The 12,818-nt window shown below is 70.8% G+C and carries 16 protein-coding genes and 2 pseudogenes; 7 read left to right on the top strand and 11 right to left on the bottom strand.

The window, feature by feature from the left end:
• Positions 1 to 2 precede the first annotated feature (2 nt).
• Complete coding sequence (locus tag PBV52_RS47615; RefSeq protein WP_274248147.1) at positions 3 to 893, bottom strand: universal stress protein; 891 nt, start codon at positions 891 to 893, stop codon at positions 3 to 5.
• Positions 894 to 1,133: 240 nt separating this feature from the next.
• Between PBV52_RS47615 and PBV52_RS47610 the strand changes: the two genes are divergently transcribed.
• The 4 genes from PBV52_RS47610 (at position 1,134) to PBV52_RS47595 (ending at position 4,317) form a co-directional block, all read left to right on the top strand.
• Positions 1,134 to 1,484, top strand: a complete 351-nt coding sequence (locus tag PBV52_RS47610) for a carboxymuconolactone decarboxylase family protein (RefSeq protein WP_274248145.1) — start codon at positions 1,134 to 1,136, stop codon at positions 1,482 to 1,484.
• 729 nt (positions 1,485 to 2,213) lie between these two features.
• Entirely contained in the window at positions 2,214 to 2,567 is a 354-nt protein-coding gene (locus PBV52_RS47605) for a DUF6153 family protein (RefSeq protein ID WP_274248143.1), read from the top strand.
• A 117-nt stretch (positions 2,568 to 2,684) separates the two neighbouring features.
• Positions 2,685 to 3,311, top strand: coding sequence for a DUF305 domain-containing protein (locus tag PBV52_RS47600; protein WP_274248141.1), 627 nt, complete (start codon positions 2,685 to 2,687; stop codon positions 3,309 to 3,311).
• A 124-nt stretch (positions 3,312 to 3,435) separates the two neighbouring features.
• The gene (locus PBV52_RS47595; protein ID WP_274248139.1) at positions 3,436 to 4,317 is read left to right on the top strand and encodes a F510_1955 family glycosylhydrolase; all 882 of its coding nucleotides are present in this window, start codon (positions 3,436 to 3,438) and stop codon (positions 4,315 to 4,317) included.
• A 12-nt stretch (positions 4,318 to 4,329) separates the two neighbouring features.
• Here the strand turns inward: PBV52_RS47595 and PBV52_RS47590 are convergent, their stop codons facing one another.
• The 10 genes from PBV52_RS47590 to PBV52_RS47545 form a co-directional block, all read right to left on the bottom strand.
• A complete protein-coding gene (locus PBV52_RS47590; protein ID WP_274248137.1) occupies positions 4,330 to 5,088 on the bottom strand; it encodes a hypothetical protein in 759 nt (252 codons plus the stop codon).
• Positions 5,089 to 5,408: 320 nt separating this feature from the next.
• Positions 5,409 to 5,840, bottom strand: coding sequence for a hypothetical protein (locus PBV52_RS47585; protein ID WP_274248135.1), 432 nt, complete (start codon positions 5,838 to 5,840; stop codon positions 5,409 to 5,411).
• A 167-nt stretch (positions 5,841 to 6,007) separates the two neighbouring features.
• Entirely contained in the window at positions 6,008 to 6,181 is a 174-nt protein-coding gene (locus PBV52_RS47580) for a hypothetical protein (RefSeq protein WP_274248134.1), read from the bottom strand.
• 61 nt (positions 6,182 to 6,242) lie between these two features.
• The gene (locus tag PBV52_RS47575; protein ID WP_274248132.1) at positions 6,243 to 6,593 is read right to left on the bottom strand and encodes a hypothetical protein; all 351 of its coding nucleotides are present in this window, start codon (positions 6,591 to 6,593) and stop codon (positions 6,243 to 6,245) included.
• Positions 6,594 to 6,845: 252 nt separating this feature from the next.
• Positions 6,846 to 7,163 (bottom strand): hypothetical protein, encoded by a 318-nt coding sequence (locus PBV52_RS47570; protein WP_274248131.1) that lies wholly within the window; start codon positions 7,161 to 7,163, stop codon positions 6,846 to 6,848.
• Between the two features lie 5 nt (positions 7,164 to 7,168).
• The gene (locus PBV52_RS47565; protein ID WP_274248129.1) at positions 7,169 to 7,297 is read right to left on the bottom strand and encodes a hypothetical protein; all 129 of its coding nucleotides are present in this window, start codon (positions 7,295 to 7,297) and stop codon (positions 7,169 to 7,171) included.
• Positions 7,294 to 8,025 (bottom strand): isoprenylcysteine carboxylmethyltransferase family protein, encoded by a 732-nt coding sequence (locus PBV52_RS47560; protein ID WP_274248127.1) that lies wholly within the window; start codon positions 8,023 to 8,025, stop codon positions 7,294 to 7,296. The genes PBV52_RS47565 and PBV52_RS47560 overlap by 4 nt, the downstream gene beginning before the upstream one ends.
• A gap of 63 nt (positions 8,026 to 8,088) precedes the next feature.
• The gene (locus PBV52_RS47555; RefSeq protein ID WP_274248126.1) at positions 8,089 to 8,298 is read right to left on the bottom strand and encodes a hypothetical protein; all 210 of its coding nucleotides are present in this window, start codon (positions 8,296 to 8,298) and stop codon (positions 8,089 to 8,091) included.
• A gap of 29 nt (positions 8,299 to 8,327) precedes the next feature.
• Positions 8,328 to 8,579 (bottom strand): DUF2933 domain-containing protein, encoded by a 252-nt coding sequence (locus PBV52_RS47550; protein ID WP_274248124.1) that lies wholly within the window; start codon positions 8,577 to 8,579, stop codon positions 8,328 to 8,330.
• A 53-nt stretch (positions 8,580 to 8,632) separates the two neighbouring features.
• Positions 8,633 to 8,899, bottom strand: coding sequence for an SHOCT domain-containing protein (locus PBV52_RS47545; protein ID WP_274248122.1), 267 nt, complete (start codon positions 8,897 to 8,899; stop codon positions 8,633 to 8,635).
• A 206-nt stretch (positions 8,900 to 9,105) separates the two neighbouring features.
• Here PBV52_RS47545 and PBV52_RS47540 point away from each other — a divergent pair, with 206 nt between their 5' ends.
• The 3 genes and pseudogenes from PBV52_RS47540 to PBV52_RS51950 form a co-directional block, all read left to right on the top strand.
• Positions 9,106 to 11,898, top strand: coding sequence for a heavy metal translocating P-type ATPase (locus tag PBV52_RS47540; RefSeq protein WP_274248120.1), 2,793 nt, complete (start codon positions 9,106 to 9,108; stop codon positions 11,896 to 11,898).
• Positions 11,899 to 12,025: 127 nt separating this feature from the next.
• Positions 12,026 to 12,106: pseudogene (locus PBV52_RS51955) on the top strand (metal-sensing transcriptional repressor); the annotation flags it as partial.
• A 375-nt stretch (positions 12,107 to 12,481) separates the two neighbouring features.
• Positions 12,482 to 12,640: pseudogene (locus PBV52_RS51950) on the top strand (multicopper oxidase domain-containing protein); the annotation flags it as partial.
• Positions 12,641 to 12,818: the final 178 nt, after the last annotated feature.

Raw genomic sequence — 12,818 nt, 5'->3', positions numbered from 1 at the left:
CGTCAGCCGGCATACGGCACGACCGCCACCGGGCAGCGAGTGTGGTGCAGTACGGCGTGGGTCACCGGCCCCAGTCGGCCCTCGGGCGCCTGGGGCCCGGTGCGGCGGCCCACGACCAGCAGGTCCGCTCCCCGGGACGCGTTGAGGAGCGCCTGCGCGGGGTGGAGCAGGACGACATCGGTGCGGGTGATCACCTCCGGATACTTGTCCTGCCGCGTACGCAGGGCGTCGGACAGCCGCAGGACCTCCTGGTCCTCCCAGGTGGCGCGGTCCTCCTCGGTCACGAACAGCGTCTGGGGCGACACGGCCTCGGCGGGAAGAGCCCACGCCTGAACCACCCGCAGACGTGCCCCGCGCGCCTCAGCGGCGGCGAACGCGAAGTCCGCCACCTCACCGACCGGACGGTGCGCGTCGAAGCCCACCACCAGCTGGGCCACACCGCCTGCCATCCGCGTCGCGTCTCCGAAGCCCCCGACCGGCCGTTCGGGCACCAGCACGACGGGACACGCAGCTGCTGCCGCCACACGAAGGGCCACGGATCCGACCGCGAGGCCGTCGAAGCCGCCCGAGCCTCGTGCCCCGACCACGAGGAGCCCGGCACCGCGCGCCGCGGCGAGCAGGGCCATGGCCGGGGCGTCGGCGGCCTGCTCCCCCCGCGCCTGGAGATCCGGGTAGCGGGCGCCGAGGTCGGCGATCACCCGCTGGAGCATGCGCTCGCCCATATGGTGCAGCGTCTGCGTGGCCTGGACCGGAACGGCATCGCCCGGAAGCGGTGGAGAGGCGTGCACCAGACGCAGCGGAACGCCGCGCAGCAACGCTTCCCGCGCGGCCCAGTCGGCTGCGGCCAGGCTGCGTTCGGATCCGTCGACACCCGCCAGCACAGGGTGACTCATCGCGTCCTCCTTCGCCCGCCGTGCACGTTCGCGGGCGCGTCCCGCGACGCCCTCAACCCCTTTCCACTGTTCCACGACGGGCCCCGAAGGTCCCGGCGAAAGAGCCGTCCGGCCCTCTCTGCCCCGCTCTGCTGCGGCGCGTCAATGGAGAGGACGCGGACTTCGGGAGATGACGATGCCGACATTGAGCGTCGCCAGGGGGACTCAGACGTCCACCGATACTCAAGAAGGAGAGGAACCATGACCTACGGCACCGATGTGCGCAACGAGCTGCGGGCTCCTGCCCGAGATCTGCGGAACGCGATCCCACAGGTGTACGAGGGGTACCGGCAACTGCACGACAGCGCGCTCGCCACCGGCGCGCTGGATGCCAAGACGAAGGAACTGATCGCGCTGGCCATCGCGGTGAGTAAAGAGTGCGACGGCTGCATCGCCGCTCACGCCCACGCCGCCGTCCGGCAGGACGCCACCGAGCAGGAGGCGGCCGAGGCGATCGGGGTCGCGATCCTGATGAACGGCGGGCCGGGCACCGTCTACGGTCCCCGTGCCTTCGCCGCGTTCCGCGAGTTCCACGCGGAGGCGAACCCGTGACGGCGTCCGGCAACGGCTCCCCGAGCGTGGTCGTGGTGGGTGTGGACGGGGCGCAGCCGAGCAGGTCGGCGTTGCGCCGGGCGGCCCACCCGGTGGAGCTGACCGGCGCGGAGCTGTGGGTAGTGCACGCCTGGGCTGCCGCCCACGTACGGCATGCTGGTGGACTACTCCGACGCGACCAGGTCAGGGGCCTGATCCGCATCGCGGGTCGGGCCCCTGAGTGGTTGTGGGGGCCGTTTGGGGAGCCGACTTCGAGATGCGGCTCCCGAACGGGCTCCCGGATTCCTTGTGCCTCGCCCGTCGGCCAGCCCTCATGACGGACAGTGGGCTCCTCACGGGGTGCGCGCGACACTGAAGGTGTGGACCTCGTGCTTCTCGTCGTCCCCGACTGCCCGAACGCCGGGCCCGCGGCCGAGTTGCTTCGCCGAGTGCGCGTCAGAGGCGGAGGCTTTCACCGGCTCGCCGAGCTGCATGGTCACTGGGCGGGAGCTGTTCGCCGAGCCCGGCCGCACTCCTGGGATCGCGTGCCGGGTATACCGCATGCCGGACGGCTTGGCCGGACTGCCCGGTCTCGACCAGCCGCGGCGGGTCTTGCTCGGTGTCTCCGCAAGCAAGGACCAGGCCGAATGCCCGCCTGCCCGCGCGGGGCCGGGCGGTTTCCGTAGCATGAGGGTTGTGACAGCCCGTGCACAGCTCCACTCTGCGCGATCGCCCCGTGGGCGGTGGCGGGTGCTGCTGGTGCTCGGGCTGCTGGCCGGCCTTCTCGGCATGCACGCTCTCAGCCCGGGCGGGGTTGTCGCAGTCGGCGCCCACCACTTCCCCTTCGCCTCTGCTCATGCGGGGATGGCGATGGGAAGCGACGAGTACGTCTGCCACGGTGACAGTGGCAACGGTCATGCCGAGCATGCCGATGCCACTTGTGCATCCGGTGCCGTCGGCACGGGACCGGTCCTTCCTGCGCCGTTGTCTGACGCTGTCGGCACGCTCTCGCCCGCCGACAGCGTCCGCGGGGTCTTCGCCACCGCGCCTGACGGCGGCCGAGCACCACCCACGCTGGCCGAACTGCAACTTCTGCGGATCTAGGACAAGGCCAAGCCGTATCCGTCCTCGCCACCGGGTCGTGGCGGGCGGTTATACGGCACTCAGCCATGTCCCGCGCCGCTCGGCGCAGCATTCGTCGCAGACCGCAGGAGTACCACCATGACCAGCACCCGTTCCCTCATCCGTCGTGCCGCTCTCGGCACCACGGCTGCGGCCGCCGCCCTCGTCCTCGCGGCCTGCGGCAGCGAAGACGGCTCCGACACCGGCTCCGGCACGCAGACATCTGCCTCGGCGAGCGCCGAGGACGCCGTCGGCGCCCACAACGACCAGGACGTGTCCTTCGCGCAGGACATGATCCCCCACCACCGGCAGGCCATCCAGATGTCGAGGATGGCCGCCGGTCAGGCTTCCTCCGCCGAGGTCAAGGACCTGGCCGCGCGCATCGAGAAGGCCCAGGACCCGGAGATCGAGACGATGTCCGGCTGGCTGGAGTCCTGGGGCGAGGATGTGCCCTCCTCCATGCCGGGCATGGACCATTCCGGCAGCTCCGGCATGCCCGGGATGATGGACACCGAAGACATGGACGAGCTGATGAAGGCGTCCGGCAAGGGCTTCGACACCATGTTCCTGACCATGATGGTCGAGCATCACGAGGGCGCCGTGGAGATGGCCACCACGGAGAAGGAGAAGGGCCAGTACGGGCCGGCCAAGAAACTGGCCGACGACATCATCACCGCGCAGAACGCCGAGATCGAGGAGATGAACAAGCTCCTCGGCAAGAGCTGACGACAACCGCATCGGGGGCTCGGGCATGCTTCCGCGCGGCCCGGCCCCCGTGCGGGCACGTCCTGGACCAGTCCCTGAGCGCCGCTCGCCACTCCTCCTCGCGTCTCACCGAGAGATCCTCAGCATGAAAATTCGTTCCCGCGCTGCCACCGTCATCACCGCGGCCGTCCTCACGGCCGTATTGGCCGCATGCTCGTCCGGCTCCGACGCCTCATCCGACACGGCGTCGGCCGACGGCTCCGGCGGCCTCACCGTCAGCCATGTCCACGGCCTGGGCATCGACCCGGCCGACGGACGCCTGTACGTCGCCACCCACGAAGGTGTGATCGCCGTGGCCGACGACGGCGCCGCCCAGCGGGTCGGCGACGCGGCCGACTACATGGGCTTCACCGTCATCGGCCCGAAGACCTTCCTCGGCAGCGGCCACCCGGCCGAGGGCAGCGGCGACCACGGCAACCGCGGCCTGATCCAGTCCACCGACTCCGGCAGGACCTGGAAGACCCTCTCGCTGGGCGGCACCACCGACTTCCACTCCCTTGAGTACGGGCACAACACCGTCTACGGCTACGACAGCACCCGCGGCCTGCTACGCGTCAGCGCCGACCGGACCACCTGGGACAGCCGCGCCCAGTTCGCCGCCCTCGACATCGCCGTCAGCCCGAAGGACCGGGATCTCGTGCTGGCCACCACGGAGGACGGCGTCGCCGCGAGTACCGACGGCGGCCGGACCTTCGGCACGGTTTCCGGGCAGGTCCTCGCCTTCCTGTCCTGGCCCGAGGCCGATGCCCTGTACGGCGTCGACCTCGGCGGCGGCCTGCAGCACAGCACCGACGGCGGCACCACCTGGAGGAAGACCGGAACCGTACCGGGCGGTCAGCCCCAGGCCCTGACCGCCGTCGATGCCGAGCACCTCCTGGCCGCCACGCAGGACGGCGTGTATGAATCCCGCGACGGCGGCAGGACCTTCACCCGGCGCCTGCCCGTGTCCTCCGCCGAAGGGCACTGAGCACGCAGTCCGTCAGTGGCTGTGCCCTGAGTCGCCGTGGTCATCGGCAGCCGGGGAGGAGGGGGCCGTGGCCGTCGGCTCCTCACTCGGACGGGCACTGGGCGCCGTCCCATGGGCCGGGCTCTCGGAAGAAGCGGGTTCGTGCTGGTGGCCGTCTGACCCCGTTTCCGGTTCGGTTTCGGTGGCGGGCTCTTCGCCGTGGCTGTGGCCGTGGCCGTCGCCGCCCGGTTGTGCGGCCATCTCCTGAGCGATGCCCTTCAGTCCGACGAAGGCGACAGCCGCCGTAACCGCCACCAGGATCCCGGCCGGACCGATGATGCTGCGCCACCGGTCGGGACGGTGGCGCAGCACGTACGAGACGAAGGAGAGCGCGAGACCGAACGGGATGAGCATCGCTGCGCGTTCGGGGAAATCCTCGAAGTGCTGTAGCCCGCCGCTTAGCATGCCGATGCCGAAGGACAGCGCGAGGGAGGCCGCGACCACACCGCAGACCTTCGCTGCGCTGGGGCGGCTGCGGGTGAGGACGAACTCGTTGAGGATCGTGGCGCAGAGGAAGACGGCGGCGCCTATGACGGCGATGAGGGTGTAGCGGGTGGGATCGAGCGGGTGGTGCACGATGGCTCCGCTGATCAGCCCGGCTCCGACGAAGGTCGCGGCATAGCCCAGGTAGTCACCGAGCAGCGGGGTCCGCTTGGGGGCCCGGCGACGCCCGCGCCGGCCGCCGCTGGTGCCGGTGGGCGGCACCGGTTCCGCCCGGCGCGACGCGGACACGGTGCCGCCTCGATCGAACAGGTGCGGGCTGTCCGGCACTGTCGGGCGGGGAGGGTGCGTCGGGTGGGAAGCGTATGGCGGTGCCGCCATGGAGCGGGCTTCGGCGACGTGGTGCTGGGACACGGGAACAGTGACACCTTTCGGCACGGGTCGCCCGTGTGGCCTGATGCGCTGTACGGACGTACGACGCATCAGGGCGCTGGACGGCGACCCGGAGATCACGGACGGGGAGAGCGGTCGGGCAGCCCCTCACCGGAGCGGCGGACCGGAACTGTGAGCCGCGCAGAGGCATGGCGGTGCCGTCGGCGCGGGTCTCCTCTCTAGATCCGCAGAACTCCCAGCGCGTGGGGTGAGATGTGTGCGCGGCAGCTGAGAAGCCCGTCGGCGAGCTGCGCCCCGTGCGGGTCCGTCGTGGTCCCGGCTGCGAGCTGCGCCGGGGGGACTGGCCACGGCCCGGTGGGTGCCGAGGCCCAGCAGTCGGCCTCGGGCAGCGAGTCCGGGTCCGCGGTGCCAACGGCGGTCATGGGGTGCAGGGCTTCGCCGGATGTGTCCCTCTCGCCTTCGTGATGCCCGTCAGAGGGTTCCTGGTCCGCCGCGGCCAGATCGAAGTGGTGGGCGGTCGTGTGTCCGGTGATGCCGTCATGGGCGTCGGCATGGGCGAGCGTGTGGACGACGCCGAGGCCGATGAGGAGCAGGCCGAGCAGCAGCAGGCGCGCCAGGAGACCCCTGGTCGCTCCGGCTGTCCTCGTCACGTCGCCGCCCCTCGTCCACGCCCTGGGCTGAGTACTCGTCCTCGTGCTGGCGGCATCAGCGTACCCGTGGCCCGTCGGCGTCGGCCCCCGGATCCGGACGAGTGCACCTCAGCCCTCGTGCCAGGTGGCCCCGCGCACACAGTCACAAGTCGGGACCCCGCCTGGTGTCAGGTCACGGTGAGGGTGCCTTTCATGTTCGGGTGGAGGGTGCAGACAGAGGAGTAGCTGCCCGGCGTGGACGGCGCGGTGAACGTGACGGTCGCTCCGCCCGTGATGTTGCCGGTGTCGAAGACCTTGTCCCCGGTGGCGGTCACGGTGTGCGCAACCGAGTCCCGGTCCACGACGGTGACCTTCGTTCCGGGCGCACCTGCAGGTTCGCCGGACTGAAGGCGAAGTTCTCAATCACCATCCTTGTCCCGCCCGGGCTGGCACTGGTCGCGGCGGACGAGGCGCTGGTGGTGGCGGGCTGGTGCTGTCGCCGTGCGAGCAGCCGACCAGGGTGAGCAGGGCGCAGGCACGTCCCATGGCGAGTGCGGTGCGGGCCCGGTGCGGAGAAGTGAGTGACATGCGGGTGGGCCTTTCGGGCGAGGCTGCTGCGGGGTAGGACGCGGCCGGAGGCCGGCCGAGGCACTCACGTTCGTCGTGTCCGGCCAGGACCATGCGGCGGTCGGCGGCGCGGGCGCCGCGCATCTGGAAGTACATGGCGATCGCGCCGATGAACCCCGCGGCCCATCCGGCCGTGGCGGTCTGCACGGCCGGCCCGCCGGGGCCGCCGAGCAGTTCGGCCGCGTCCGCCAGTGGGCGGGCACGACGAACACCACCGGCCCCAGGATGAGCACCAGCAGGTTCACTGGGGTGCGGGCGGGGCCGGGCCGTTTGCGGGGCCGTGCGCGACGGCCGTCTGCCACCCCAGGTCACAGTCCCGACCACGGTTCTTCCATTGTCCGGGCGCACTACCGGCCCGACAGCTCCACTCTTTCCGGGCCGGTGCGTGCCTCGGGCCGGTCACGGCATCCTCCCGGCCCCACCCTCGCCCTGAACGGCGCGGGTGTCACGGAGAGTGTCGGCGAAGGCATGGACGAGGGCTGCGGCGATGCAGCCGGCGCCCCACAGGCCCCAGGCACCGGCGGGTGCGTCGGTGGCGAGCAGGACGGGAAGGGGCACTACCCCGGCGGTCAGGAGGGCGGGGGCGGTGCGGCGCATGCTGCGGTCCAGACGCGGGGCATCACGTTTGCCACGCCGGGCCAGGAGCACCCCACTTGCGGCGGTGGTCAGGATCTGCAGCGCGAGGAGAAGCCAGGTCAACAGACCAGCGGCGTCCATTTCGGTCACCTCCGGCCGGGTCGGGTTGGTCGGCGGTGACACTCTGCCCGGGCAAGCACGGTGAGCAGCAGCATGATTTCGGCAAGGAAGCTGTCGGCGATCGCGGGCTGCAGGGCCACGGGAATCCCGGTCATCGGCTCCTCCTTGTGTGGGAGTGGTGGGAGTCGGCCGTGCGCGGCGGCTGCGACTGCTGCCCGGACATGGCGTGGAGGCCCGGCGGGGGCATGGCGCGGCGGACAGGGCGGTGGCGTGGCAAGAACGCCGGAGTGCGGGCGGCGTAGACGTCCCACTGCTTGCCGAACTCCCTGGCGACCTCGCGTTCCTCGCTGCGGGCCAGGCGTACGTACACGTACACCAGGACCGGGAACATGATCAGAGTGGGAACGGTGGGCCACTGCAGCAGGAAGCCGATCATGATGAGCAGGAACCCGTCGTACTGCGGGTGGCGCACCCACGCGTACGGGCCGGTGGTGGCGAGTTCGTCGTGCCGGGCGGCTTCGTGCAGGCGCTTCCAGGCAGCGGCGATCAGCCAGAACCCGGTGCCGAGCGCGACATAACTGGCCAGGTGGAAGGGGCTCAGATGCGGGTCGCCCTGCCAGTTGGTCAGGTCGTTCCACAGGTGGCCGCCGGCGTGGGTGTCCTTCAGCAGCGGGAACTGGTTGCCGAGCCAGCTGCCCAGCAGATAGATGGTCAGCGGAGTGCCGTACATCTCTGTGAACAGTGCCACCAGGAACGCGCTGTAGGCGCCCATCGCCCGCCAGTCCCGCTTCGTCCTCGGGTGGAAGAAGCTGGCGGCGAACACCACGAAGAGCAGGGTGTTGAGGACCACGAGCGGCCACAGGCCGTAGGCCGAGTCGGCCATGACGTCCTCCCACCGTGTTGGTCGGTCCGGTGGTGCTGCGGCGCTGTCCGTGGGCGAGAGTGGTCATGCGGCGCTGGTAGGTGGCAGCGTCGACATGGTTGTGAAAGCGCAGGCCCACGAGCCACCGTTCCGCTTCGGCCAGCTCGGCGCGCCGTCCACGCAGACGGGCCAGCGGTGGACGTCGAGACTCGTCGGGGTGATCAGGCGGGCGATGTCGTAGACGATGCCCGCCAGAATCAGCACCCCGGCCAGCGAGGCGATCACAGCGTCCATCGCGCTCACCGCCTGCCGGGCAGGGCCGGTCAGGCCCGCCCGGACCCGGTGTGGTGGTCGTGCTTGTGCAGCGGGTCTTCGTCCCGGTCGTCGCGGTGTTGATCGTGTCCGCCGTGCATGTTCTGGCCGTGCATGCTGCGCATCATGAAGAACATCATCAGCGGGCAGGCGGCGACGAGGGCGAGCCAGACGAGGCTTTCCAGGGACGCGCCGACGATCAGGGCGCCGACGACGACGATCGCGGCGGCGAGGGCGTACATACCGTAGTTGCGCTGGTTCATGACTGGCCTCCTTCAGCGGAGGGCCGTGGGCCGCAAACGGGGCGGCCGTGTTTTCAGGTCTTGGTGAGAGGGCCGGCGTGCAGCGCGCTCAAGCGGCGCCGGTACTCCTCCTCGTCGATCTCCCCGCGGGCCAGCCGCTCACGAAGAATGGCCTCGGGCGGTGTGGGTGCGGCGGGGGTGTGCGTGTGTTCGTGGGGGCTGTTGAGGGCGCGAATGAGCAGCACGACGACTGTGATGATCAGTGCCCAGAACAGGATCATGCCGGCCGACATCGCGAACCAGCCCCATCCACTGACGTTGTGGTCGTACCAGAGCATCATCGCCACTCACCTGCTTCGGCTTGCCGGCGACCGGGGGCCGGATGGGCTCCCCAGGGACTTTCCTGCCTTCACCTGCATCGTCCCTCTGCCCGGTGTGACGGTCTGGGGCCGGATGGTCCAGGACCAGTGGGCCGTTCAGCCCCTACCTGGCAGGGGTACCCGAGCGCAGGCTGAAGGCGGGACCGAAGTGGGAGGCGAGCAAGCTCATGGGCGCCGTCGACATCGTTGTGGTTCTGGCCTCGGCCGTGCTGGTTGCCGTTCTGGGCTGGTACTTCTTCGGGCCGCGCCGGGCCGGTGCCGCCCGGCTGGAAGGCGGCGTACAGCGGGTGGAGGTGACGGTACGGGGCGGCTACAGCCCCGACCTGATCAAGGTCCGCCAGGGCACCCCGGTGGAGTTGGTCTTCGACCGGCAGGAGGCCGGCGAGTGCACCTCCCGCGTGGTCTTCCCCGATCTCAAAGTCGGCGCGGGCCTGCCCGCCCACACCCGCACGACCGTGCGGCTGAGCCCGGACCGGCCAGGTTCCTTCGGCTTCGCCTGCGGCATGAACATGATCCACGGCACGCTCCTGGTCGAACCCGCGGAAGGCTGGGACGGCTCCGGCGCCACGGCCGCACCTCCTCCTGCCCCCGCTGCTTCGACCGGTGGGCCGCCTTCGGGCGAGGAGCGGACAGCGGCCGAGGCGGAGGCCGCGGACGCCGCCGAGCGGCGGGCGGAGATCAAGGACCTCACCCGCAGGGTGCTGACGGGCGCAGTGCTCACCGCTCCGGTGCTGTTCGCCGTGATGGCGCACGAACTGTTCGGCGCGGACTGGGTGCCCGGCTGGATGCTGAACCACTGGCTGCAGCTGGCGCTGATCACGCCGGTGATGTTCTACACCGGGTGGCCGATCCACGTGACGGGCTGGCTGACCCTGCGCCACCGCGCCGCCGACATGAACTCCCTGATCACCCTCGGCACCAGCGCCGCCTACGGCTACAGCCTGCTGGTCACCCTCGCCCCGGGCCTGCTGCCGGAGGACCTGCAGGAGGTCTACTACGAGGCTGTCGGCGTGATCCTCACCCTGATCCTTCTCGGACGGCTGCTGGAGGCCCGCGCGAAGGCCGGCACCGGCGAGGCCATTCGCGCCCTGCTGGGACTGCAGGCCCGCACCGCCCGTGTCATGCGGGATGGCACCGAGTCCGAGATCCCCATCGAGGACGTCGTGGTCGGGGACGAGATCGTCATCCGGCCGGGCGAGAAGATCCCCGTCGACTCCGTGGTTCTCTCGGGTTCTTCGGCGGTGGACGAGTCGATGGTCACCGGCGAGCCGATGCCGGTCACCAAGCACGCCGGGGACACCGTCATCGGCGCCACCGTCAACGGCACCGGGTCCCTACGGGTACAGGCGGCCAAGGTCGGCTCCGACACGATGCTTGCCCAGATCATCCGCCTGGTGCAGCAGGCCCAGGCGTCCAAGGCCCCCATCCAGCGGCTCGCCGACGCCGTATCGGCGTACTTCGTGCCCGCGGTCATCGCCATCGCGATCGGCACCTTCGCCCTCTGGTTCACCCTCGGGCCGTCGCCCGCCTTCACCCTGGCGCTGGTCTCCGCGGTGGCAGTACTGATCATCGCCTGCCCCTGCGCGCTCGGACTCGCCACGCCGCTGTCGGTGATGGTCGGCACGGGCAAAGGCGCACAGGCCGGCATCCTGATCCGCTCCGCAGAAGCCCTGGAAACGGCCCACAAGCTGAACACCGTGGTCCTGGACAAGACCGGCACCGTCACCGAGGGCAAGCCCGTCCTGACGGACGTCCACGCCGCCGACGGATTCGACGAGACCGGGCTGCTGCGGCTGGTGGCCGCAGCCGAGATCGACAGTGAACACCCACTCGCCCAAGCCATCGTCACCGGCGTCCGCGACCGCGGTCTGCACCTGCCCGTGGCGACCGGGTTCGACTCGGTCACCGGCAAGGGCGTCCAGGCCACCGTCGACGGGCGTGCCGTCCTGGTCGGCACTGCCCGCCTCCTCGGCGACGTCGGCATCGACAGCACCGCGTTGGCCCCGGTCGCGGCCAACCTGTCGGCCGAAGGCAAGACCCCCGTTCTCGCAGCCGTCGACGGACGTCCCGCAGGCGTCCTCGCCATCGCCGATACCGTCAAGGACGATTCCGCAGCCGCCATCGCCGCCCTCAAGCGCCTCGGCGTCGAAGTTGTCATCATCACCGGTGACAACGCTCGCACGGCCGCGGCGATCGCCGCCCAGGTGGGCGTGGACCGGGTGCTGGCCGAGGTACTGCCCGAGCACAAGGCCGACGAGATACGCCGTCTGCAAGGCGAAGGCCGCACCGTCGGCATGGTCGGCGACGGCATCAACGACGCCCCCGCCCTGGCCGCCGCCGACGTCGGCCTGGCCATCGGAACCGGCACCGACGTGGCGATCGAAGCCGCCGACATCACCCTGATCTCCGGCTCGCTGAGCGGCGTCGTCACCGCGATCCGCCTGTCGCGAGCCACCCTGCGCAACATCCGCCAGAACCTGTTCTTCGCCCTTGTCTACAACGCCGTCGGCGTCCCCCTTGCCGCGGGCGCCCTCTATCCGCTGTGGGGCCTGCGGCTGAGCCCGATCATCGCCGCCGCGGCCATGGCGCTCAGCTCGCTGTCGGTCGTCACCAACGCCTCCCGGCTGCGCCGCTGGCACACCCAGCCGCTGCCCGAGGCCCAGCCTGCCCGCAGCCGGCCCCGTGTCGAGCCCGCCGCCGACCTGGCCGAGGCCGACAGCACGGCCGCCACGGCGGGGAATGAGGACCACCACCCCGCATCCCAAGGCGGGGGCACCGTGGTGGCGGACCCGGTGTGCGGCATGCAGGTGGACAGGACCACCGCTGCCGAACACCGGCAGACCGAGCACGGCACGTACTACTTCTGCTCCGCTCACTGCGCCGCCACGTTCGACGCCGACCCGGACCGCTACACCGCCCCCACGACCGGCAGCCCGCACGAGGGAGGTGAGCCTCGATGACCACCGCTCCAGCCGCCTCTCGCCACGCCACGAACAGCACACCCAGGCACCCGGTTACGCGGACCACAAGGCCGACCACCTGGCCCGCCTGAGCAAGATCGAAGGCCAGATACGCGGCATCTCCCGCATGGTCACCGGCGACCGCCACTGCATCGACGTACTCACCCAGATCACAGCCGCCGGCCGCGCCCTGCAGGAAGTCGCCCTCAGCCTTCTCGACGACCACGTGCGCAGCTGCGTCACCGACGCCGCCCGCACACAACGGGCCGTTCACAGCACCAGCACGGACGGACACCATGACGATTGCCGACCACCGGCGAGGCGGCGCCGACAGCGCCGTACTCCGGTGGACGCGCGCTGCCGTCATCGCGCTGATGCCGGCGCTCGCTGTTCTCGTTCACCACGAGGCCACGTCGCCGGGCTCCCCGACCGCCACCGACGATCATGGGGCGTGTTCTGGCACCGTGATGCAGCATTGCTCTGCCGCCAGTGTCGACAGCGTGAAGCTCGTGCCTCCTCACCACCCCTCCGTCAGCTGTGCTCCGGCCCTCCCATCCGGAGCAGCCGTTGGCCGCAACGTCCCGGGAACGACGGCCCGCGCAAGGACACCGCCATCGTGCTGCCGAAGAAGACGGTGTCCGTCGCCTTCGACGCCGACAACCCGGGGCAGTGGATGCTCCACTGCCACAACGCCTACCACGCGGAGGCCGGGATGATGGCCGTCCTCGGCTATCGGGCCTGACCTTGCCGACGCGGCGGGGCGGGCCGATGTCCCTGTCCATCCCCGCTTCATGCGCCGAGGTCTCGCGTCTTGTCCGGATTCCCGCATCCGAGAAGCCGTGGCATGGCGGCGCTCGGCGGCCGGGGTGAGGCTGGAGGGACAGCGAACGGACGGCGACGCGGCATCTACTGGAGGTTGC

It is taken from the genome of Streptomyces sp. T12 (assembly GCF_028736035.1).
Classification (GTDB): Bacteria; Actinomycetota; Actinomycetes; order Streptomycetales; family Streptomycetaceae; genus Streptomyces.
This window is presented reverse-complemented; position numbering and strand designations above follow the sequence as displayed.